This window comes from Comamonas testosteroni (assembly GCF_014076415.1).
In the GTDB taxonomy this organism is placed as follows: Bacteria; Pseudomonadota; Gammaproteobacteria; order Burkholderiales; family Burkholderiaceae_C; genus Comamonas; species Comamonas testosteroni_F.
Genome location: NZ_CP043568.1, coordinates 4,659,144 through 4,679,061, shown reverse-complemented (window position 1 = coordinate 4,679,061; position 19,918 = coordinate 4,659,144). Strand labels below are relative to the sequence as shown.

Genomic DNA, 19,918 nt, shown 5'->3' with positions numbered 1-19,918 from the left:
TGTAATCTGACGGCAGCGAAGCTGACATCGGAGAACAAATCAAATGCTGGACTCGAAGTTATTGCAGGCTCTTGGCGGCTGGGAGGGCTACGAGGTTGAACGTGTGCAGTGGCCCCAGGGCGATAGCCGCACCGTGTCGATCTATCTGAAGCCGCAGGCCAGCGTCATGCATTGCGAACGCTGCGGTGCGCAGTGCAGCCAAGTCCATGAGACCACGACACGGCGCGTGCGCGATCTGGCATTGTTCGAGTACAAGGTGGTGCTGCATGTGCCGCGTCGGCGTCTGTGGTGCGATAGCTGTGGTGGCCCGCGCCTGGAGAAACTCAGCTGGCTCGGTCGCTACCAGCGCGTCACAGACCGTCTGGCACAGGCGTGCAGCCAGTTGCTTCGCAGCAGCAGCATCAAGGCAGTCGCGGCCTTCTTCGATCTTGGGTGGCACACGGTCAAGTCCATCGACAAGACCTTATTGCTGGCCACTACCGCGCAGCCGCAATGGGAGCGGATCGAGTACTTGGCAATGGACGAGTTTGCGTTGCACAAGGGCCATCGCTACGCCACAGTCGTCATCGACCCCATCAGCCGGCAGGTGCTGTGGGTGGGGCAAGGGCGCTCACGCGAGACGGCCCGCCAGTTCTTCGAGCAGTTGCCCGTTGGCGTTGCCCAGCGCATTCGCGCGGTTGCTATCGACATGACTACTGCCTACGAGCTGGAGATCCAGGCCAACTGCCCCAACGCCGAGATCGTCTATGACCTGTTCCATGTCGTGGCCAAGTATGGCCGGGAGGTTATCGACCGAGTGCGTGTCGATCAGGCCAACTTGCTGCGCCAACAGCCCTTGGCGCGCAAGGTGCTCAAGTCCAGCCGCTGGTTGCTACTGCGCAATCGCAACAAGCTGCAGGCTCAACAAGCAGTGCAGCTCAAGGAGCTGCTGGCGGCCAATGAGCCATTAATGGCGGTATACGTCTTGCGCGATGAGCTAAAACAGCTGTGGTTTTACCGTCGTCCGGCTTGGGCGCATCGCGCCTGGCAGCACTGGTGTGAGCAAGCGCGCCAAAGCGGTATTACAGCACTGAGCACCTTTGCTCAGCGCTTGCAAAGCTACCTGCACGGGATCATCGCCCGATGCCGGCATCCGTTGAACACAAGTGTTGTCGAGGGCATCAACAACACCATCAAGGTCATCAAGCGCCGGGCCTATGGCTACCGCGATCAGGACTATTTCTTTCTGAAGATTCGCGCAGCCTTCCCCGGTAATGCGCGATGAACCAGAAAAAAGCCCTGAGCGGTTGGTGCTCAGGGCTTTGTGTGCAGAGTAGTTAAGGAGTTTTTGCCTATATTTTGTGCAAGTAACTTCGTATAACCAAGCGTATAACGGTATGTTGTTTCTTTAAAATATCGTTACAAATCAATAACTTACTCTAGATCTTGGCGGAGGCTGTACCTAAAGGACAGCCTATCATGGGTCTCAAGAGCGGTAATCGGGCTTCGTCTTCTTGTAGACAAGACGTTTTACAACGGAGTCAGATACCCCAAATCGCTGACCTACACCCTTCAAGGTATATAGGCCGGTTGCATAGGCATCAACAATTGCAATTGCTGTTGCAGGATCGACAGAAAGAGCACGACCACAGTGCACTCCCCGAGCCATGGCTTCTTTCTGCCCCGCCATACATCGCTCACGAATTAACGACCGCTCAAACTCAGCCATAGCGCCCAAAATTTGCAGCATCAGCCGCCCAGTAGGCGTAGTTGTATCAATAGGCTCAGTAAGAGAGCGAATCGCAGCCCCGGCCCGTTCAACGCGGTCAAGGATCTTCAGCAAGTCAGATAAAGATCTGGCAACACGATCCAGCTTATAAAAAACAAACTGATCACCAGATTTCAATGAAGCAAGACATTGCCTCAAAACAGGTCGATCAAACTTAGCTCCACTGGCTTTTTCTTCAAAAATCTTCTGCACTCCAGCTGCTTTCAAAGCAGCAATTTGCACAGAAGTATCTTGCTCTTGAGTACTGACGCGAGCATATCCAATCAACACAAATAATTCCCTTTAACGAAAAGCAGAAGTTTTGCAAATACTCTAAAAAGCAAAGCATTGATTAGATACGAAGCTATCATTTTAATAGCTTTAATGGGATTTCTCAGATAAATCAAAATACCTTGAAGGGCGAATTCTTGCTTCGCAAGAACCGGGCTCTGGCCTACGGTTGAGCCTGGGTCTCAATAGACGAGCTACTAACGATCCCTTTCGCGGGCTCAGCGAAGATAGCGGTAAGTAATAGCGCAGATCAACAGAACGAAGATTGTCGTAAAAAACTTCCCAATGAAGCTAAGTTCATTGGTTTGAGCATTAGGCTCCGGCATCTGATGAACCTGATGCGCGCGGCTAGGCTCATGACGATTCACCTCTGCTAGCTCGTCCTCACGCCAATGCGTGGGATCTTTACTCCCAGAAGTTCTCTTGTTATAGCGATCACGCCAGTAATCGCGGTCCATCTGTCCCATGTTTCCCCCTTTGGCGGAATCATAGGCCAGGAGTGCTCCCGCACAACTTCCAAATACTGAGCACTCTTCGGTGCTCTATGCGCTCGCCGCGCGGCGTCCGCTGCCCGTGATACATCGCGCCCAGCACCATTCCCCAGAGTTTTCGCCTCTTCGGCCTACGCTAAATCAGGAGCGGCCTGCGGCCTTGTCTTTTCTCCGAGGGTATTCATAAAGCTTCGCTTTACAAAGCTTCCCCACTCCAAAAAGCCATCCTGATAACGCTAAAGGCACGGCGAAGAACTCAGGGGAACGGTGCAAGCAAGGGACAGTTAAACGGGCAGCAGACAGATGACGACCCGGCTCCGAATCTAGGGGCCCGGTACACCAGAAAGGCGGCGAATCATGGCAATAGCAGCAAATTTCAGAAAGTATGCAGAGGCAATGGCGCTGCAGCTGGTGCTGCCTTTTGGCAAGCCGGTCTGGAATGGTTCGCGCCCTACGACGAAGCTGGGGCGCGAGATTCGCGCTTACATCACCAAGGCGATGAAGGCGCGCGGCCTGGTGGAATATGCAGCGGAGAAAGCAATCCCTCAGTGGTGGAAAGATGCACAAACGCGATTGCGTGCCCTAACTAAATTCATGCGCGAACATCAGCTAAATCTTGACCTGGTAGAGCAGCACCAGCGAATCCCTGAAGTTGGTGAAATGTACGAAGGGAAGGTCATGACCGTAGCCAAACACCGCCGCTTGCTGATTTTGGAAATCATCAAATACGAAGAAGCATCTGGAGATCCAGAACTGATCAAAATTGCGGCATGGCGCCGCCGTGGAATCAACGCTTAAAGCATTCCCCGCTCATTCAGCCGACCAGTGCGCGCCGCTCTGGTAACTTCATGAAGGGTGACTTCATTGCCCGCTTTGACAGGCGCAGCAGGCATAGGGACGCTTTGCGGCCCCTCTTCCTGCTTTGCCTGCTGCACGGGCTTAGGTGCTTGCGCAGGAGGCGGCGGCGGGGGCAGGGTGTAAGGGTCAAATGGCCGCCTTTCCATCCAGTCTTTGCATTCCTGATTGGAAAGACCCGCGAGCGTGCCTTGCTGGGTGAAGCAGGTGCATTGCCCGCGATAGCAAGCGCCACCAACCACCACCGGCATGACGACCACCTTTCGGATCTCGTCATAGGCAGGGGCCGTTTCGGGTCGATTGCTCACCCGTGGGATGAATTCACCATAGTCATAGACCTTAGGTACATCAGCATTGCCAGCAGCTGGAGCAGAAGCCGTAGAAGCGGCTTTCTGTTCCAGTGTCGGGAGAGTATTCAAGGTCTGATCGGAGCGAAAGCCGCCGAACATGTAGACCAAAAGGCTGATGGCCAGGATTACGGCCAAACCGCACAGATAGACCAGGGGCGGAATCTTGCGTTCCACTTTGGTGTGCTCATTGGCAGAGCGGTAAATCTCAAACACCTTTTTAGGCAGAGAGTACTTGCGCTTGTTTTCACAGCGCTTCCAGGCCAGCTCTGTATTGCATTCAGGCCATTCGTACCACCATCGCCCCATCCAGCCAGTGTCACGAATGTGCACATGGCGGCCAATCAATGACCGCAAGTTGGAGTCCACCAACTTAGGCCCCTGAGTGGTAAAGAACACGTCAATACCAGCGTGCCGATGGGTTTCAAAAGCCTGGATAGCTTTGGGTACCGCAGAGCCCGAACCCCGTGGCCTGAAAGGCCCCTGGGCTTCATCAATCAGCAGCACCGCGCCATCAGGGACTTCATCAGGCCAGTTTTTAGCGTTGCATCTGGTATGAGGAATCGTGAGCGTTTCAGCCAGGAGCTTTTGCTCTGGCCTCAAGCGCTCGGCTTCATCGAAATGAACGAACAGCGGACGGTCCCGCAGCTCCCTCATGACCAGATCAAGCATGGAGGCAGTCTTGCCCGCACCGGGGTTTCCAGTAAACAGTGTCAGCACATCAGCCCCCGATGAATGCCAGACGGCGCACGAATTGCAGGGAGACCCGGGCTATGACGGCACCAGTCATGATCCCGAGGAATTCAGGGACGCCAGCGATCGCCAAGAAATTGAGCGTGACCACTGGCATGGAGTTGTAGGCAGCCTTGGCATAGTCCAAAAAATTGTTGATCGCCACGATCACTGCCGTGTATGTGACGATCCCGACGCCGAGGCTGATCAAGAAGCGGATAAGTGCAAACTTGATGATGAGGCTGATGATGGTGCTCATTCTTTCTTGGCTCCCAGGAGGATGAAGGCCGCGGAAATCCACGCAAACGCAAGCAACAGGTTTTTGACCATCGAAAGGGAGTCACAGAAAGGCTGCCAGGACAACGAGAGGACATGGCCGAATGCCTCATAAGTCATTGGAGCTGGACACACCGCAGAACCTGCATAGCCGCTTTGCACTTGAAAATCCAAGTCCGCGGCTTTGGTTTTCAGCTCTCCGGGGTCTTCCGGTTCATCCAACTTCTGACAGGCAATGATTTCAGGATGCTTTTCGCAAAGATCCTGAGTCTCTTTATCTGGCTCGCGAGGCTTATCGCCATTGCCATCAGTGCCAGGCTCTGGTGGCGGGTCGACCTTAGGTTCTGGGCTCGGGTCTGCCTTATCGACAGGTCTATTTACAGGCTGTAAATCAACCTGCCAAGGCCTATCCGTCGTAGGCGCAGGAACAACCTTTACACCGGGCTGATTGAAAGGCTGATTTGTGGGACTGGGGGCCTTAGCCGGGTCATAGTTGGGATTGGGTACTGGGTTGCCCGTAGGAACAAACATGGGCTGTACCTGGGGAAGCTCAACAGGCCAGGACGCGGGCCAAACCACATTGGGCAAGTCGTCAGGCTCAATACGAGGGTCAGCTTCGAGCTGCTTTATAAAGTCCTCTTTTGGCACCTTAACCATAGGAACGCTCTGCACACATCCAGCAGGTGTGTGAAACCAGCCCGCAGGGCAAACAGGGGAGCGCTTTACAGCCGCATAGCGAACGTATGAATAGCCCGTTTTAATATCGGTATCAGTGAATGGACAGCGGGTCTGATTTGAAGTCTTAAAGGGCTCACAGCTCCCAGACAACTCACTTCTCGTGGTCTTGCCATTCATCTGATTCTGATAAGTCACCCAAAACTGAGCCGCCGCTTCTGGCGTAGCTGCGGCTCCCGCACTCGTACGATCAACTGCGTAGTATGAATAGCCGTCAGAGACAGTACCGCTCTCAGGACGCTGCCAACCGTTAGCGACGTCATAAGCAAAGCCGGCAGCACCAATCCAAGAAGCAACTGTCGCTGCAGTACGAAGACCGGGATGAAGATAGATCGCAGCAGCAGCCACCTTTTTTGCAGCCGACTTCACGATGGGAAGCTTTGCCGGGACAGTTACCTTAGTTCCATTGACAGTCAATGCAGCATTTGCATTGATGCGTGCCAGCTCAGAGACAGCAATTTGAGCAGGCGAAACAGGAGATGAATAAGTAGCCGCAGCACCAGCACCGGGAGTCCACCCAGCTGGAGCCGACAACGTGGCATATGTGGCATGCGCAGAGCCACAAAGCAGAGAGGCCGCAAGTATCAGCGCTGCACGATGATCCATACGGCCCCCAAGATGGCAATGATTGAAATCCAGAATCCGGGCGTCATTCCGTCCTCGCATTCAAGAGGGACATGATCCCGTAGATAGCGAGCCATCCGGCAGCTATCGACCACGCGATAGCTTGACCGTCGGCCATGGTTAGGAGATTGCAGGGCATGGGTTCCTGCAGCACCTGAGAGACAACGGCAGTACCACCCCCCAGAGGCTGGAGGGAGTACTGCACGCCGTCCTCAGCCACCGCAGTGACCGTGACGACGTAGGCAGAACCGCCCTGCTGCACAACAGCACCGGATTGCTCCGATGCCATCGCTTGCAGAGCCTTGGTTTTCGTGCCGTAGCACGTACCGCCTACTTGCCACATATCCTGTCCTTACTTGGAGCGCCAGAGCAGCTTGATTGCCCAGATGGCAAACAGGCCCAGAACGATGGCGGTAGCGATACCAGCACCGGAAGTCATGGACGAAGTGACCTTCGCCAGGATCTGGGCACCAGCGTCTTCACCCTCGGCACGAGCTGCGAAAGGCAACAACAGAGCAGCAGGAGCTGCGATTTTTGCGCCGTACTTAGCAGCGATGGAACGAGTCTTTTGGAACATAGGTTTCCCTTTTTAAGGTTTCAGAACAGGTGCAGAAATTGCACCCCAAAGACCTGCACGCAGGTCTTCAGGCTTCAATTTCAGGAGTAGCGCTGGACAGCCCAGAGAACCGCGCTGATACCCAAAATCACACCCAGTCCCGTTTGAACTGAGAAATGAACCAAGTGCAGGAACCAATCGCGTTTGAATTCCGCTCTCCGTGTCTGCCTGTCAGCAGCCATCGCAGCGCGGACTTCTTCAATGCGTTCTTTTGTGACAGCCATAGAACCTCACGTGTAATCGTTGGCAGTACCAAGGCGGTCGAGGTCGACCACCTGCGGGAAGTCTTCAGGCTCGCAGTAGTCACCGACGAGCTGAGCGATGCGCTCCATGTCATCAGTGACGCCCCCACCTGCTTGCTGAAGCAGAGACACCCAAAGGGGTTCACCCCCTTCAGGGTCTGCCGTTAGGAAACGGCCAGTTGAGGCCGACTGGATGACGTAGCGCGCCATGGTCAGGAGGCCGCAGCGGCCTTGGCTTGGGGGGCAGGCTGGATAGCCAGCAGCGTGAGCTTGACGCCATCGCTGGAGGCGACCACATCAAACTCGCAGTTACAGGCAATGGGCTTGCCCGAGGACAGGTGCGGGGTCAGGTTGACCCACTTTTCAATCTCGGTGGAGTCACCAAATTTGAAGGGGCGCGTGACGACGCCGATGGTCTTGCCGTTGGACTTTGTGCCCATGTCCACCGACAGATGGAACTTGGTGGAGTCGTAGGCGGTGCCTTGGAATTCGCCCTTGCTGGATTCGATACCGAACAGCAGTGCTTGGGATTGCATTTTCATGAGAGCCGCTCCTTTAGATGGCTAGTCCGACTGACCGGACTTTGGGTTGGAAAACTTGGGCATGCAGCGACGCACAGGCGGCGCTGATTTCAGAGTTAGAGAACTTGGCAAGCCGTCCCGGCTTTTTGCGGCCGGTGACGATTTCTAGAAATTCGTCCTGGCCGAGGAATTCAAAGGCCAGCGCTACGCTTGCACCGGCGGTGTTTGTCAGCCAGCGCACGGCGCGGGTGACTTCAGCCTTGACGGTCTGGATGGCCTGTTTTGAGCGAACTTTGACGCCCTCGCCTTGGGCATATTTGCCGTGCTCGGCCAGCATCTTTTGATGCCAGTCCGAGGCACCGGCAAAGAAGTCATCAGCGCGTCGGAGCATGTCGACCGGCAAGTCGCGCAGCTTATTGCCGTAGCGCAGCTCAACACGCTCCCAGCGTGTTGCATCCAGTTCGCCAAAGAGCTGGACACCCTTTTCATAGACGTTGGTTTGCTTGCCCGCTTCTTTGCTACCGAAGTAGAAAGAGCGACCGCGCCCACCATCGACCCAAGGGCCAACGGTGTTGGGTTTTGGAGTCCGGCCAGCCACATCCATAAGCCCTGCATGCCAGTCATCGCGGATGCGCTCAAGACCGCCCCGGATGCCGTCGAAAAAGTCCAAGGCGTAGTCAATGCGGGTGATCTTGGCTCCCACATCTTCGATAAGGTTCGCCATGCGATGGCGCCAGTCACCACGCGCAAACGTGCAGGCAGAGCCGTACACATTGGCGTGGATTGTTTTGGCCTGAGCTTGCTGTCTTGGGCTTTCGCCCGAGGCCAGGAAGCCCACCCATGCACATTCCGCGTCATTGCGCGTGATCGACCAGCGGAAGCGGTAGAAGTCATGACCCTTTTTGACTTCGGGTTCAATCTTGAACTCTGGCCCCAAGACCTTGCAGACCTTGAGCGCCAGAGCATGTGCCTGGGCACTTGCCGCGAAGTCCTGATCCGGCAGATCACGCAGCAGCTCACAGATTTTTTCTCGGCGGTAGCGAGCAATGCTGTACTTGAAATCAAGATCAGCCTCAGTCACTCCATTGCGAGCATCCTCATAGGTCATAGCCTTGGGAAACAAGACCTCAACCGAGGGGACCGGCGCATTCTTCAGCTCACAGGTAAAGCGCAGCCAGTCAACATGAACAGCACCACCGGACTTTCGACGTTCTGCCTGCAAACGCAGCTTCACTTCGTTTCCATCCAGAACCAAAGACGCATTCTTGGATGGACGGCCACCAAGCGCACGACGAGCGACAAACTGCGAGTAATCAAGAACGTCGTATTTCACAGGCCCACTCCCATGCCAACGATCTCCCCGTGATTACCAACGGGGATGAAATGGGACGCGCCCTGCGCGGCGCTTGCGGCTTGCGCCGCACCCGCCACGCCGGCCGCTACAGAACGCTGACGCGCTTGCAGCACGAGGCCGAGGTTTTGACGGGTAAGGAAGTCAGAGATAGACAACCATGCGGCCTTATTGCGAGGCTCATTGGTGCCCCCAGCGCCGACACAGCCAGGAGCGGCCAGGCTATCGGCGGTGCCTTGCTTGGCGCCGGGGACGTTATCCGGGGAAGAGTTTTGAGACATGGCCGCTCCTGTAGACTTTGGAGTAACCAAATTGATTAATTATCAAAATGGCAACAGCGCGGATGTTACAGAGGAATTATCAAAATGGCAACAGTTTGTGAAATCAATGTGCTGATCGAGAAAGCAGCAAAGGCAGCTGGCAGCCAAACGAGGCTGGCCGACATAGTCGGCATCCCCAAAAGTCACATCACACAAATGAAGCAGGGAAAGCGACCAGTGAACTGGAGAGTCCGAGGAAAACTACGTGCCGTAGCGGGTGAAGACCCGGCGCATGCGTTCGTTGCCTCCATGCTTGAAGACCTGAACGACTCAGAAAACGAGGACGAAAAAAAAGCTGCAGACGGCTTGAGAGCCATGCTTGCAGCTTTTCCTAATGACTGGCGGAGGCTGTGAGATTCGAACTCACGGAAGGATCACTCCTTCGGCAGTTTTCAAGACTGCTGGTTTAAACCACTCACCCAAACCTCCGGATGGCAGGATTCTACACAAGGATTGTGCGCCGTTCGGCATTGTGCGCATCTTTGCCTTATCTATGAAAACCATAGCGTATGGCGCTTGCTGTATATCGACTGGCTCACTTTTCATCATGGCGTCTGTCATGAGCGTTTGCTGCGCGCGTTACAGGTCGCTGTGAATGAACGAAGGGTTCAAAGCTCAAGGCTCGGCATGGGGCAAAACAAAACGCCCCTGAGGGCGTTTTGTTGCAGCCTCGGGCGGGATGCCCGAGAGATTCCGCAGGATCAGCTGCGCAGTGCGATGGCCTGAGCGGCTGCCAGAGCGGTCATGTTGACCACGCGGCGCACGGTGGAGGAGGGGGTCAGCACGTGGGCGGAAGCCGAGCAGCCCATCAGGATGGGGCCGATGGTGGTGCCATGGCCGCCTGTGGTCTTGAGCACGTTGAACAGGATGTTCGCGGCGTCGAGGTTGGGGCAGATCAGCACGTTGGCTGCGCCGGTCAGCGAGGACTCCAGCAGGGAGTGGCTGCGTACGTTGGCGTCCAGTGCAGCGTCGCCGTGCATTTCGCCATCGCATTCGATGCCGGGGTTGGCGGCGGCGAACAGGTCGCGGGCAGCGCGCATCTTGCGGGCCGAGCCGCGTGTGGACGAACCGTAGTTGCTGTGCGAGAGGAAGGCCACCTTGGGGGGCAGGCCGAAGCGCGCCACTTCGTCGGCAGCCATCTTGGCGATCTCGGCCAGCTCTTCGGCGCTGGGGGCGTCGTTGATGTAGGTATCGGCCACGAACAGCGTGCCCGATTCCAGCATGACGGCGTTCACGGTTGCGAACTCGTTGGCACCCTTCTTCAGGCCCAGCACGTCTTCCAGATGGGCCAGGTGGCTGTCGAAGCGACCCACTAGGCCGCACAGCATGGCGTCGGCATCACCCAGGTGCACCATCAGGGCGGCGATCAGGGTGTTGGAGCGGCGCACTGCGGCCTTGGCGGCTTCGGGGGTGACGCCGTTGCGGCCCATCAGCTTGTGATAGGTCTCCCAGTACTGGCGGAAGCGGGGGTCGTCTTCGGGATTGCAGATTTCCACATCCTTGCCCAGCTGCATGCGCAGGCCGGCCTTGGCGATGCGGGCTTCGATGACGGCGGGGCGACCGATCAGGATGGGTTTGGCCAGGCCGTCGTCCACGGCAACCTGCACGGCGCGCAGCACGCGCTCGTCTTCACCTTCGGCATAGGCCACGCGTTGCAGATTGGCCTTGGCGGCTGCAAACACGGGGCGCATGAACATGCTGGTCTGGTAGACGAAGCGCGTCAGGCTTTCGCGGTAGGCGGCGATGTCCTCGATGGGGCGGGTGGCGACACCGGATTCGGCGGCAGCCTGTGCCACGGCGGGAGCGATGCGCAGGATCAGGCGCGTATCGAAGGGCGTGGGGATCAGGTAGTCGGGGCCGAAGGTCAGCTCCTTGCCCTGGTAGGCGGCGGCGACTTCGTCGCTGACGTCCTGCTTGGCCAGGGCGGCGATTTCACGCACGCAGGCCAGCTTCATGGCTTCGGTGATCTTGGTGGCGCCGCAGTCCAGCGCGCCACGGAAGATGTAGGGGAAGCACAGGACGTTGTTGACCTGGTTGGGATAGTCGGAGCGGCCGGTAGCCACGATGCAATCCGGGCGGATGGCCTTGGCCAGTTCGGGGCGGATTTCGGGCTCGGGGTTGGCCAGGGCCAGGATGATGGGCTTGTCGGCCATGGTCTTGACCATGTCGGCCGTCAGCACGCCGGGAGCGGAGCAGCCCAGGAACACGTCGGCGCCGTCGACCACGTCGGCCAGGGTGCGGGCTTCGGTGTTCTGCGCGTAGCGCTGCTTGGAGGCGTCCAGACCACCGGGGCGGCCTTCATAGATCACGCCCTTGGAGTCCACCATGTAGACGTTTGAGCGCTTGATGCCCAGGCCCACCATCACGTCGACGCAGGCAATGGCTGCCGCGCCGGCGCCAGAGACTGCCACCTTGACGGCACCGATGTCCTTGCCCACCAGTTCCAGGCCATTGAGCAAGGCGGCGCTGGAGATGATGGCCGTGCCGTGCTGGTCGTCATGGAACACCGGAATGTTCATGCGCTTGGACAGCTCCTGCTCGATGTAGAAGCACTCGGGAGCCTTGATGTCTTCCAGGTTGATGCCGCCCAGGGTGGGTTCCATCGAGGCAATGATGTCGATGAGCTTGTCGGGATCGCGCTCGGCCAGTTCGATGTCGAACACGTCCACGCCGGCAAACTTCTTGAACAGGCAACCCTTGCCTTCCATCACGGGCTTGGAAGCCAGTGGGCCGATATCGCCCAGGCCCAGCACCGCAGTGCCGTTGGTGATCACGCCGACCAGGTTGCCGCGCGAGGTGTATTCGGCTGCAGTGGAGGGGTCCGCCTCGATGTCCAGGCAGGGGTAGGCCACGCCTGGCGAGTAGGCCAGGGACAGGTCACGCTGGTTGGACAGGGGCTTGGTAGGAGTGACGGAAATCTTGCCTTTGACGGGGCTGCGGTGGTATTCGCGGGCCGCATCGCGCAGGGCTTGTTCGGCGGAGGACAGGTTTTGTGTCATACGAAATATTTATCAGCAAGTTGCTTCTCGGAGCTTACCGGATGGCAAGAAGCATTTTGAGTCAGGTCTGTTTTGCTTCAACTGTATCGACAACAAACCCCCTGGCGCACTGTGGGGCGGCAGGGGGCTTGGGCTGGCGGGTAAGTCAGCGTTCGCTTTGGGCTGGCGTTTAGTGAGCGTCAGCCTCACGTGCTGCGTTGATGGCAGCGCTGTTGTCTTTGGCGGCTCCGTTAAAGAAAAGATTCAATGCCACGGCGGTAATCGAGGACAGCAGGATACCGGATTCAATCAGTGGATGGATGGAATGGGGCATCCACTGACGGAAATTAGGGGCAACCAGAGGAATCATTCCCACGCCGATGGACACTGCCACGATCATGGCGTTGTTCTTGTTGTTGCGGAAATCCACGTTGGCCAGGATGCGGATGCCGGTGGAAGCCACCATGCCGAACATCACCAGGCCGGCGCCGCCCAGCACCACGGTGGGCAGGGATTCGATCAGAGCCCCCATCTTGGGCAGCACGCCCAGAACGATGAGGATCACGCCACCGGCCACGCAGACCCAGCGGCTGAGCACGCCGGTCACGGCCACCAGACCCACGTTCTGGGAGAAGCTGGTGTAGGGGAAGGTGTTGAAGATGCCGCCGATCAGGGTACCCAGACCGTCGGTGCGCAGACCGCGGGTCAGCTCGTCCTGCGTGATGTCGCGCTTGGCCATGTCGCCCAGGGCCAGGAACATGCCGGTGGACTCGATCATCACCACCACCATCACCAGGCTCATGGTCAGGATCAGGATGGGGTCGAACACGGGCATGGCGATCTGGAAGGGCAGTACCAGGGTGAACCACTCGGCCTTGGCGACCTTCTCGAAGTTCATCAGACCCATGGCCACGGAGATCACGCCGCCGATCAAGATGCCCATCAGCACCGAGATATTGGCCAGGAAGCCCTTGGCAAAGCGAGCGATCAGCAAGATGGACAGCAGCACGATGCCCGAGACCGCAGCGCCTTGCAGATCGGCGTACTTGGGGTTGGGCATGGTGGGCAGCACCGAGAAGCCCTTGGGGATGGCGGGCAGCGAGGAGCCGGGAGCGCCGGCCATGGCCTGGGCCTCGGCCAGCCACTTCAGGTGCTCGGGGTTGGGCACGGAAGGGGCAGTGGGGCCCACGGGGTTGCCGAAGATCCAGTTGATGCCCACACGCATCAGGCTGATGCCGATGACGGCGATGATGGTGCCGGTCACGACCGGGGGGAAGAAGCGCAGCATGCGGCTGATGAGCGGCGCAATGAGGATGGAGATCACCCCCGCGCCGATCACCGAGCCAAAGATCAGGCCTGCGCCGGCATTGCCGCCGGTACTCTGTGCCATGGACACCATGGGGGCCACGCTGGCAAAGGTCACACCCATCATCACGGGCAGCTTGATGCCGAACCACTGGGTCGCGCCCATGGCCTGGATCAGGGTGACCAGGCCGCAGACGAACAGGTCGGCGGAGATCAGGTGCGCGACCTGCTCAGGGGGGAGGTTCAGGGCACGGCCCACGATCAGTGGCACGGCGACGGCGCCGGCATACATGACCAGAACGTGCTGCAGACCTAAGGCGGTGAGTTTGCCAAATGGCAGAACCTCATCCACGGGATGCACTTGGGATGTCATAAAAACATGTCTCCTCACTCTATATTGGCTTCAGGTTGGCATGCGATTTGCGAATGGCATGCAATCCATACAAAAAGTGTATACAGCTCATAACGCGCAGCATCTAGCGGTAAACCCTGCTCAAAATTCAGTTTCTGGATAGGAAGTTAATAGTTATGTTTTTCACGCATAACCATCTAAGGTAATTACCGATTGCTATCAAATATGTAGCTTATGGCGCTTTGTTTTTCAGATTTTCAGAATAAAACATATTGAAACCTTTTGATATCAAGCGCTAGATGCTTTGTTTTTCATAGCAAATCTTGCGCGATATGCAATCGCAAGGGATCTGACTGCGGTTATGCGCGCGCAGGTTTCGGGTCTTGAAACATCTAGTGAAAGAAAGCGGGCTGCCAGGCGACGATCACTCGCATGCATTAGCGTTGAGGAAGGTGCAAAAAAAGGCATCAAGCCCGGAATTGGTGCACCTTCGTGCAAAAGCGTCCATGGAGACCCGACAAGAGGCGTTGCGCTGCAACAGGAGCCAAAGCGGTGCAAGAACCATGCCGAAGTGGTGCGCACGCAAAAAAGGCGACCTCGAGGTCGCCTTGGGTGTGGAATGCGCTGCGGGAATGCGTTGTAGCGGCCGCCGGGGCAGCCACCGCTTGCTTCAGTCTTGCCGCGCTTCCATTAATGCATGCCTGCCGCCATGGCAGGTGACTGGCCGGAGCTGGCCCGGTGTGGTGCCAGGCTGGCCATGAGCAGCGCCGCTGCAGCAGGCATGGCGGCAGCCCAGGCCAGCCAAGTCAGGCCCAGGCCCTGTGCAATCACCGCTCCGCCCAGCCAGGCGCCCAGGGCATTGCCCAGATTGAAGGCCGCGATATTGAGGCTGGACGCCAGATTCATGCCCGCTTCGCCAGCCGATTGCAGCACACCCATCTGCAGCGGCGCGACAGTGGCAAAGGCGGCAATGCCCAGCAGCAGCACAAAGGCAATCGCCAGGGGCGTGCTTGCAAACATCCAGCGGCCCGCGAGCAGCACCAGCATCAAGGCGGCCAGCGACACCCACAGTGCGCGCTGCACGCCAAAGCGGTCGGCCAGCTTGCCGCCCGCATGGTTGCCCAAGGCCAGCCCCGCCCCGAACAGCAGCAGGGTGAAGGCGATCATGCGGTTGTCCATTCCCGTGATCTGGGTCAGCAGAGGCTCTATATAGGTATAGAGGGTGAAGACGCCGGCAAAGCCGATCACGGTCAACAGCAGGCCGCGCCACATGGCGCCATTGCGCAGCACGGCCAGCTCCTGCGTCAGACCCTGAGGGCTGGGCATGCTGAGTGCGCGTGGCACATGGCGCAGCAGGATCAGCAGTGCGATCACGCCGATGCCGCTGACGCTGGCAAATGCCATGCGCCAGCCCCAGTGCTGGCCGATCCAGGTGCCGAAGGGAACGCCCAGCAGCGTGGCCAGGGTCAGGCCGGAAAACATCAGCGCAATGGCCGAGGCCTTCTTCTCGGGGGCCACCAGTTGCGTGGCGACGACCGCACCGACGCCGAAGAAGGTGCCGTGGGTCAGCGAGGTCAGCACGCGTGCCGCCATCAGCCAGCCATAGCTGGGTGCCAGAGCGGCGGCGGCATTGCCGGCGATGAACAGCAGCATCAGGCTCAGCAGCAGCAGCTTGCGCGGCCAGCGGCGCGAGGCCAGCGTGAGAACGGGAGCGCCCACGGCGACGCCTACGGCATAGCCCGAGATCAGCGTGCCCGCCGTGGGGATGGAGATATGAAGATCCTGGCTGACCTGGGTCAGCAGGCCCATGATGATGAATTCCGTGGTGCCGATGCCGAAGGCACCGGCGGCCAGCGCAAGCAATGCTGCAGGCATGAAAACGTCCTTGTGAAAATTCCGCGAAGGGCTGAACTGTGAACCTGCGGCAGAAGGCGCGCTAGCCCTTGATGCGGACATGCATTTGTTCCTGTGGGGAATAAATCGCATCTTTATGATGTGATTCATGAAGAAATCCATGGCTATGCCTTTGCTGCAGGAGCACAGCGCGGACCGCTTTGTGGAGCTGCAGACCTTTGTACAGGTGGCCCAGCAGGGCAGCTTCTCGGCAGCGGCGCGCCTGCGCGAGGTCTCGCCCTCGGCCGTCAGCAAGATCGTGGCCCGGCTCGAGACCCGGCTGGGCGTGCAGCTGCTGCGCCGCAGCACCCGGCGGCTGGAGCTGACGGCCGAGGGAGAGCAGTTGCTGGAGCAGGGGCGGCAGCTGCTGGCGGACTGGCTGGCGCTGGAGTCCTCGGTCACCCGGCAGGGCCAGCCCACCGGTGTGGTGCGCATCAATGCCAGCTCGTCCACGGGCAATCGCCTGCTGGTGCCACTGATCGGCCCGCTGATGCGTACCTGGCCGGGACTGCAGCTGGACCTCAGCTTTACCGATCATGTCGTGGACCTGATAGCGGCCCGTGCCGATATCGCCTTGCGCTGGGGAGAGCTGCCGTCTTCGGACATGGTGGCGCGCAAGCTGGGTCACACGCGCCAGGTGATCGTGGCCTCGCCCGACTATCTGCAGCGCTTTGGCAGGCCGCAGCATCCCGACGAGCTGGCAGGCCATGTGCGCATCGGCTGGAACTATCCGCGGGCCATACCGCACTGGCCGTTTGTGGTGGCGGGCAAGGCGGTGACGGTGAGCATGGGCGAGGTGCTGCGCGTCAACGATGGCGAAGCCATGGCCAATCTGGCCAAGGCCGGGGCGGGCCTGGCGCGGCTGTCGCTCTATCACGCCTGGGAGGATCTGCACGCGGGCAGGTTGCAGGCGCTGCTCGAAGACTTCAATCCCGGAGATCTGCAGCCCATCCATGCCGTGTATGTGGGCAAGCCCGGCCAGCTGCCGGTGAGGACGCGGGCAGTGCTGGATTTTCTGGCCAGCCATGTGGACCTGAGCCATGCCGAGCAAATGCCCGCCGGCCTGCTGCCTGGGCGCGCATAAAAAAAGAGCCTGGACGAATCCAGGCTCCTTGAAAAACCTCCATCCAGGCTGGAGAAGGCTAGGCGTTCAAAAGGCGGGCAGCGCTTATGCAGTCAGGTCCACCAGCGAGCGGGCCACCACCTTGGTGGCGCGGCGCAGATCTTCCAGCACCAGGCGCTCGTCGGAGCGCTTGGCGTGCGATTCCAGCACGGTGCGGGGGCCTGCGCCGTAGATCACGCCGGGGATGCCGCGCTCGACGTACAGGCGCACGTCGGTGTACAGAGGCGTTCCCACTGCAGGAGGTACTTCGCCAAAGATGGCTTCGCCGTGCTTCTGGATGGCGTCCACCAGGGGCTTGTTGCCGTCCAGGGGAGTCATGGCGTTGGCCAGCAGCAGGCGCTTGATGTCCACGCGCACGGCATCTTCACCGGTGTAGCCGCCCTGGGTGTTGAAGTCGGCGATGGCCTTGGCGATCACGGCACGGATGCTGGCTTCGACTTCCACGGGATTCTCTTCAGGAATCATGCGGCGGTCGATCTTGAGCATGACCTTGCCGGGCACCACATTGGTGTTGGTGCCGCCATCGATGCGGCCGATGTTCAGGTAGGGGTGCTTGATGCCGGGCACCTTGGACGTGACTTGCTTGTATTTCACGTTCTCGGCGTACAGCGCCGTGAGCAGCACCGCAGTGGCTTGCAGCGCGTCCACGCCGGTGTGGGGCACGGCGGCGTGAGCCATCTTGCCCTGCACGGTGATTTCCATCTGCAGGCAGCCGTTGTGAGCGGTAACTACTTCGTAGCTGAAGCCCGCTGCGATCATCAGGTCGGGCTTGGTCAGGCCCTTTTCCAGCAGCCAGCCGGGGCCCATGATGCCGCCGAACTCTTCGTCGTAGGTGTAGTGCAGTTCCACGGCGCCCTTGCTGGGCTTGGCCACGGCTTCCAGGGCACGCACGGCAAAGGTGAAGGAGGCGAAGTCGCTCTTGCTCACGGCAGCGGCGCGGCCATAGAGCTTGCCGTCTTCGATCTCGGCGCCGTAGGGGTCCTTGGTCCAGCCTTCGCCCGGAGGCACCACGTCGCCGTGGGCGTTCAGGGCGATGGTGCGGCCACCGTCACCCTGCGCACCGTACTGGCGGCGCACGATCAGGTTGGTGATGGATTCCATGCCGTAGGCCTTGACGTCGGCTTCGGGCACGACGTGCTTTTCGGCGTCGAAGCCAAAGCCCTTGATCAGCTCGGCAGTGCGTTCGGCGTGGGGGGCATTGTTGCCGGGAGGCGTGTCCGTGGGCACTTGCACCATGGCCTGCAGAAACTTCACTTCTTCGTCGAAGTGCTCGTCAATCCATGCATCGATGGCGGCGTAGGTGGCTTGCTTGTCTTGATTCATATTGGTCATTGCTGTTCTTGAGCCAGTTGGTGGAGGAGGTGGGTGAAGGCATCCACGGACAGTTGCATGTCGTCGGAGGTGGAGGCTTCCAGCGGGTTGTGGCTGATGCCGGCGTTCATGCCGCGCACGAACAACATGGCCTGGGGCATGATTTCGTGCAGCTTCATGGCGTCGTGACCGGCACCGCTGGGCATGCGGAACAGGGGCACGCCCAGTGCGTCGACAGCGTTTTCCCAGCGTTTCTGCCATTCGGGAGCGCTGGGTGCAGCCGCTGCCTTCATGGACAGATCGGTGGTGTAGCGCAGGCCGCGGCGTTCGGCGATCGTAGCCATCTCGGCCATGATGTCGTTGATCATGGCGTCGCGCTGCTCGTTGGTGGGGGCGCGCAGGTCCAGCGAGAACTGGCAGCGGCCGGGCACCACGTTGACCGAGCCCGAGGGCACGTTCAGCTGGCCGATGGTGGCCACGCTGTCGCCGTCCTGGCCGGCGCGCTTTTCGATGTACAGCGACAGCTCGGCCACGCCGGCTGCGGCATCGCGGCGGCGGTTCATGGGCGTGGTGCCGGCGTGGCTGGCCATGCCGATGAATTCGCACGTGTAACGGGCACTGCCGTTGATGGAGGTGACGATGCCCAGGGGAATGTCCAGCTCGTTGAGCACGGGGCCCTGCTCGATGTGCACTTCCACAAAGCCCAGATACTTGGCGGGATCACGCTCCAGCTTGGGGATGTCGTCGATGCACAGGCCGGCATGCAGCATGGCTTCGCGCAGCGTGATGCCGTCGGCGTCCTTTTGCTCCAGCCATTCCTGCTTGAAGTCGCCCACCAGGGCGCCCGAACCCAGGAAGGTGGCCTTGTAGCGCTGGCCTTCCTCTTCCGAGAAACCCACCACTTCGATGTTGAAGGGCAGACGCTTGCCTTGCTGGGCCAGTTGCTTGACGCAGGCCATGGGCACGAAGATGCCCAGGCGGCCGTCGTACTTGCCGCCGTTGCGCACGGTGTCGTAGTGGCTGCCGGTCAGCAGGGTCTTGGCGCCCTTGTCCGCAAATTCTGGGGCGGCCTTGTAGCGACCCACCACATTGCCCACGGCGTCGATCTCGACTTCGTCGAAGCCGATTTCACGCATCCAGTGGCTGATGCGCTGGGCGCAGGCGCGGTGGGCGTCGGTCAGGTAAGTCACCGTCAGCTGGCCTTTTTCGGCGTAGCCGGGGTCGCTGTTGGTGGACAGGCGTTCCTGCCAGTCCCAGACTTCGTTGCCTTCGACGGGTTCGTAGCCGAACTTGTCGTTCAGGCGGATCTCGGCGATGCGGTGGATGTTGCGCAGTGCCTCGGCCTGTTCGTATGCCGGATGGTTGAACATGCGACGCTCGAAGGTCGCAATGATCTCGGCCTTGCTCAGACCCAGACCGCGCGCGCCGCGTACGGCCAGGATGAAGGGGAAGCCGAAGCGCTTGCCGTATTCGGCGTTGAGCTTGCGGATGTGCTCCAGCTCTTCGGGCGTGCAGTTGGTCAGGCCAGCCTTCTTCTGCTCATTCGTCGATTCGGCGGTGAGCGTGTTGGTCTCCATCTGCTTGCCGGCCAGCTCCGGGTGAGCGCGGATCAGATCGAGCTGGGCCTGCTCGCTGGACTCGGCCAGCACCTTGGCCATGGCGTGCTTGATATGCGCCATGGACTTGAAGGGACGCTGCTCCAGTGCCTTGGCGGCAATCCAGGGCGAGTGCTCGTACAGGCCATCGAGCAGGTCGGTGGCGGTTGCCGCATCGGCGGCATTCAGTTGTTCCAGGGTCAAAGCCATGTC

At 59.3% G+C, this 19,918-nt stretch carries 20 protein-coding genes and 1 tRNA gene; 4 read left to right on the top strand and 17 right to left on the bottom strand.

What is annotated here, in order from left to right; translation table 11 throughout:
• Positions 1-43: 43 nt before the first annotated feature.
• Complete coding sequence (locus tag F0P97_RS21555; protein ID WP_182284095.1) at positions 44-1,264, top strand: ISL3 family transposase; 1,221 nt, start codon at positions 44-46, stop codon at positions 1,262-1,264.
• Between the two features lie 201 nt (positions 1,265-1,465).
• Here F0P97_RS21555 and F0P97_RS21550 read toward each other — a convergent pair whose 3' ends face one another.
• Both F0P97_RS21550 and F0P97_RS21545 read right to left on the bottom strand, forming a co-directional pair.
• Positions 1,466-2,038 carry a recombinase family protein gene (locus F0P97_RS21550; RefSeq protein WP_182284093.1) on the bottom strand — a complete coding sequence of 191 codons (573 nt, stop codon included), beginning with the start codon at positions 2,036-2,038 and terminating at the stop codon, positions 1,466-1,468.
• 218 nt (positions 2,039-2,256) lie between these two features.
• Positions 2,257-2,505, bottom strand: a complete 249-nt coding sequence (locus F0P97_RS21545; protein WP_182284091.1) for a hypothetical protein — start codon at positions 2,503-2,505, stop codon at positions 2,257-2,259.
• Between the two features lie 381 nt (positions 2,506-2,886).
• Between F0P97_RS21545 and F0P97_RS21540 the strand changes: the two genes are divergently transcribed.
• Positions 2,887-3,327 carry a hypothetical protein gene (locus tag F0P97_RS21540; RefSeq protein ID WP_182284089.1) on the top strand — a complete coding sequence of 147 codons (441 nt, stop codon included), beginning with the start codon at positions 2,887-2,889 and terminating at the stop codon, positions 3,325-3,327.
• Here the strand turns inward: F0P97_RS21540 and F0P97_RS21535 are convergent.
• The 9 genes from F0P97_RS21535 to F0P97_RS21495 all read right to left on the bottom strand — a co-directional run bounded on the left by F0P97_RS21535 (position 3,324) and on the right by F0P97_RS21495 (position 9,109).
• Positions 3,324-4,451: a zonular occludens toxin domain-containing protein gene (locus F0P97_RS21535; RefSeq protein WP_182284087.1), complete on the bottom strand. Its 1,128-nt coding sequence runs from the start codon at positions 4,449-4,451 to the stop codon at positions 3,324-3,326. The two genes, F0P97_RS21540 and F0P97_RS21535, sit on opposite strands and share 4 nt — an antisense overlap.
• Before the next feature lies 1 nt (position 4,452).
• Positions 4,453-4,722, bottom strand: a complete 270-nt coding sequence (locus F0P97_RS21530; protein WP_182284085.1) for a DUF2523 domain-containing protein — start codon at positions 4,720-4,722, stop codon at positions 4,453-4,455.
• Positions 4,719-6,080: an IgG-binding virulence factor TspB family protein gene (locus F0P97_RS21525; protein ID WP_182284083.1), complete on the bottom strand. Its 1,362-nt coding sequence runs from the start codon at positions 6,078-6,080 to the stop codon at positions 4,719-4,721. Before F0P97_RS21525 ends, F0P97_RS21530 begins: the two co-directional genes overlap by 4 nt.
• Positions 6,081-6,123: 43 nt before the next feature.
• Complete coding sequence (locus F0P97_RS21520) at positions 6,124-6,441, bottom strand: hypothetical protein (protein WP_039048580.1); 318 nt, start codon at positions 6,439-6,441, stop codon at positions 6,124-6,126.
• A gap of 9 nt (positions 6,442-6,450) precedes the next feature.
• Entirely contained in the window at positions 6,451-6,675 is a 225-nt protein-coding gene (locus F0P97_RS21515; protein WP_182284081.1) for a hypothetical protein, read from the bottom strand.
• 269 nt (positions 6,676-6,944) lie between these two features.
• Positions 6,945-7,166, bottom strand: coding sequence for a hypothetical protein (locus F0P97_RS21510; RefSeq protein ID WP_182284079.1), 222 nt, complete (start codon positions 7,164-7,166; stop codon positions 6,945-6,947).
• A 2-nt stretch (positions 7,167-7,168) separates the two neighbouring features.
• Entirely contained in the window at positions 7,169-7,498 is a 330-nt protein-coding gene (locus tag F0P97_RS21505; RefSeq protein WP_182284077.1) for a hypothetical protein, read from the bottom strand.
• A 13-nt stretch (positions 7,499-7,511) separates the two neighbouring features.
• Entirely contained in the window at positions 7,512-8,810 is a 1,299-nt protein-coding gene (locus F0P97_RS21500; protein WP_182284075.1) for a replication initiation factor domain-containing protein, read from the bottom strand.
• On the bottom strand, positions 8,807-9,109 hold the full coding sequence (locus F0P97_RS21495; protein WP_182284073.1) for a hypothetical protein: 303 nt from the start codon (positions 9,107-9,109) through the stop codon (positions 8,807-8,809). The genes F0P97_RS21500 and F0P97_RS21495 overlap by 4 nt, the downstream gene beginning before the upstream one ends.
• An 84-nt stretch (positions 9,110-9,193) precedes the next feature.
• Here F0P97_RS21495 and F0P97_RS21490 point away from each other — a divergent pair, with 84 nt between their 5' ends.
• Positions 9,194-9,502 (top strand): hypothetical protein, encoded by a 309-nt coding sequence (locus tag F0P97_RS21490; RefSeq protein WP_182284071.1) that lies wholly within the window; start codon positions 9,194-9,196, stop codon positions 9,500-9,502.
• Here F0P97_RS21490 and F0P97_RS21485 read toward each other — a convergent pair.
• The 4 genes from F0P97_RS21485 to F0P97_RS21470 all read right to left on the bottom strand — a co-directional run bounded on the left by F0P97_RS21485 (position 9,488) and on the right by F0P97_RS21470 (position 15,658).
• Positions 9,488-9,577: transfer RNA gene (locus tag F0P97_RS21485), tRNA-Ser, on the bottom strand. The two genes, F0P97_RS21490 and F0P97_RS21485, sit on opposite strands and share 15 nt — an antisense overlap.
• A gap of 272 nt (positions 9,578-9,849) precedes the next feature.
• Complete coding sequence (locus F0P97_RS21480; protein ID WP_003063708.1) at positions 9,850-12,147, bottom strand: NADP-dependent malic enzyme; 2,298 nt, start codon at positions 12,145-12,147, stop codon at positions 9,850-9,852.
• 169 nt (positions 12,148-12,316) lie between these two features.
• Positions 12,317-13,804, bottom strand: a complete 1,488-nt coding sequence (locus F0P97_RS21475) for a nucleobase:cation symporter-2 family protein (protein ID WP_003063711.1) — start codon at positions 13,802-13,804, stop codon at positions 12,317-12,319.
• A 669-nt stretch (positions 13,805-14,473) separates the two neighbouring features.
• Positions 14,474-15,658 (bottom strand): MFS transporter, encoded by a 1,185-nt coding sequence (locus tag F0P97_RS21470; protein WP_182284069.1) that lies wholly within the window; start codon positions 15,656-15,658, stop codon positions 14,474-14,476.
• A 145-nt stretch (positions 15,659-15,803) separates the two neighbouring features.
• Here F0P97_RS21470 and F0P97_RS21465 point away from each other — a divergent pair, with 145 nt between their 5' ends.
• Complete coding sequence (locus F0P97_RS21465; RefSeq protein ID WP_182287278.1) at positions 15,804-16,760, top strand: LysR family transcriptional regulator; 957 nt, start codon at positions 15,804-15,806, stop codon at positions 16,758-16,760.
• 84 nt (positions 16,761-16,844) lie between these two features.
• Here F0P97_RS21465 and F0P97_RS21460 read toward each other — a convergent pair whose 3' ends face one another.
• Together F0P97_RS21460 and uraD are read right to left on the bottom strand one after the other, a co-directional pair.
• A complete protein-coding gene (locus F0P97_RS21460; protein WP_182284067.1) occupies positions 16,845-18,131 on the bottom strand; it encodes a M20 family metallopeptidase in 1,287 nt (428 codons plus the stop codon).
• On the bottom strand, positions 18,128-19,915 hold the full coding sequence (gene uraD, locus F0P97_RS21455) for a 2-oxo-4-hydroxy-4-carboxy-5-ureidoimidazoline decarboxylase (RefSeq protein ID WP_182284065.1): 1,788 nt from the start codon (positions 19,913-19,915) through the stop codon (positions 18,128-18,130). Before uraD ends, F0P97_RS21460 begins: the two co-directional genes overlap by 4 nt.
• Positions 19,916-19,918: the final 3 nt, after the last annotated feature.

Excerpts from the sequence above, each read along its gene's own strand:
- F0P97_RS21520 (WP_039048580.1), bottom strand. The coding sequence starts at position 6,441 with ATGTGGCAAGTAGGCGGTACGTGCTACGGCACGAAAACCAAGGCTCTG.
- uraD (WP_182284065.1), bottom strand. The coding sequence starts at position 19,915 with ATGGCTTTGACCCTGGAACAACTGAATGCCGCCGATGCGGCAACCGCC.
- F0P97_RS21545 (WP_182284091.1), bottom strand. The coding sequence starts at position 2,505 with ATGGGACAGATGGACCGCGATTACTGGCGTGATCGCTATAACAAGAGA.
- F0P97_RS21515 (WP_182284081.1), bottom strand. The coding sequence starts at position 6,675 with ATGTTCCAAAAGACTCGTTCCATCGCTGCTAAGTACGGCGCAAAAATC.
- F0P97_RS21460 (WP_182284067.1), bottom strand. The coding sequence starts at position 18,131 with ATGACCAATATGAATCAAGACAAGCAAGCCACCTACGCCGCCATCGAT.
- F0P97_RS21480 (WP_003063708.1), bottom strand. The coding sequence starts at position 12,147 with ATGACACAAAACCTGTCCTCCGCCGAACAAGCCCTGCGCGATGCGGCC.
- F0P97_RS21505 (WP_182284077.1), bottom strand. The coding sequence starts at position 7,498 with ATGAAAATGCAATCCCAAGCACTGCTGTTCGGTATCGAATCCAGCAAG.
- F0P97_RS21540 (WP_182284089.1), top strand. The coding sequence starts at position 2,887 with ATGGCAATAGCAGCAAATTTCAGAAAGTATGCAGAGGCAATGGCGCTG.
- F0P97_RS21495 (WP_182284073.1), bottom strand. The coding sequence starts at position 9,109 with ATGTCTCAAAACTCTTCCCCGGATAACGTCCCCGGCGCCAAGCAAGGC.
- F0P97_RS21465 (WP_182287278.1), top strand. The coding sequence starts at position 15,804 with ATGCCTTTGCTGCAGGAGCACAGCGCGGACCGCTTTGTGGAGCTGCAG.
- F0P97_RS21555 (WP_182284095.1), top strand. The coding sequence starts at position 44 with ATGCTGGACTCGAAGTTATTGCAGGCTCTTGGCGGCTGGGAGGGCTAC.
- F0P97_RS21470 (WP_182284069.1), bottom strand. The coding sequence starts at position 15,658 with ATGCCTGCAGCATTGCTTGCGCTGGCCGCCGGTGCCTTCGGCATCGGC.
- F0P97_RS21525 (WP_182284083.1), bottom strand. The coding sequence starts at position 6,080 with ATGGATCATCGTGCAGCGCTGATACTTGCGGCCTCTCTGCTTTGTGGC.
- F0P97_RS21510 (WP_182284079.1), bottom strand. The coding sequence starts at position 7,166 with ATGGCGCGCTACGTCATCCAGTCGGCCTCAACTGGCCGTTTCCTAACG.
- F0P97_RS21490 (WP_182284071.1), top strand. The coding sequence starts at position 9,194 with ATGGCAACAGTTTGTGAAATCAATGTGCTGATCGAGAAAGCAGCAAAG.
- F0P97_RS21475 (WP_003063711.1), bottom strand. The coding sequence starts at position 13,804 with ATGACATCCCAAGTGCATCCCGTGGATGAGGTTCTGCCATTTGGCAAA.
- F0P97_RS21530 (WP_182284085.1), bottom strand. The coding sequence starts at position 4,722 with ATGAGCACCATCATCAGCCTCATCATCAAGTTTGCACTTATCCGCTTC.